The organism is uncultured Microscilla sp. (assembly GCF_947493425.1).
GTDB lineage: Bacteria > Bacteroidota > Bacteroidia > Cytophagales > Microscillaceae > Microscilla.
Genome location: NZ_CANLRP010000456.1, coordinates 1 through 563 on the forward strand (window position 1 = coordinate 1; position 563 = coordinate 563).

1 protein-coding gene is annotated in these 563 nt (G+C 43.0%); it reads left to right on the plus strand.

Annotated features, from left to right (window positions below; all coding sequences use genetic code 11):
• Window positions 1-499, plus strand: a 499-nt coding sequence (locus Q0954_RS34315) for a hypothetical protein (RefSeq protein ID WP_299466693.1), incomplete at its 5' end; no start/stop codon positions are given.
• Window positions 500-563 lie beyond the last annotated feature (64 nt).

Consider the following 563-nt stretch of genomic DNA (forward strand, 5'->3'; position numbering starts at 1 on the left):
CAAAGAAGATAATGTGGTCACCCAGTTTCAGTCTACCCTGCGGGCACAGCTCACTAATATGCCTTTCAGCAAAAAAACCGAGCTGTTGGGCAAGGTCAGTGTATTTAAAAAAGACCGAGCAAGGGTTTTCAAAGAGGGTAATATCACCGTAAATGACTATGCGGGCATATTTACCGATGACATTCATTCTTTCCTTAGCAAAGATGCCTTCCTCAAGCAATTTACTAATGATTACACCCTGCTTTTATTAGAAATAGTTACCACTTCAGAAGCGAGTGTAGATAGTTCTATGGCTGATTTTGGCTCTAGGTTTAGAGGCAAAACTGCCCACCAGATTGCCCACGAAAAAGGAATCAAACCCAATGCAGTGCGTATAAGTATGCATTTTAGGCAAAACAAAGCCAAAAACGAGGTAGAAGTAATTTGGACTATGAGGTTGGGCGACTATCTCTATCTCATGGAAAAAGAGCAAACCATTGTCATTAGGTCGAGTAGGTAAGGGGATTTTCACCCCGAACCTCTCACAGAACCGTGCGTGATAGTCTCCCATCACACGGCTCTTG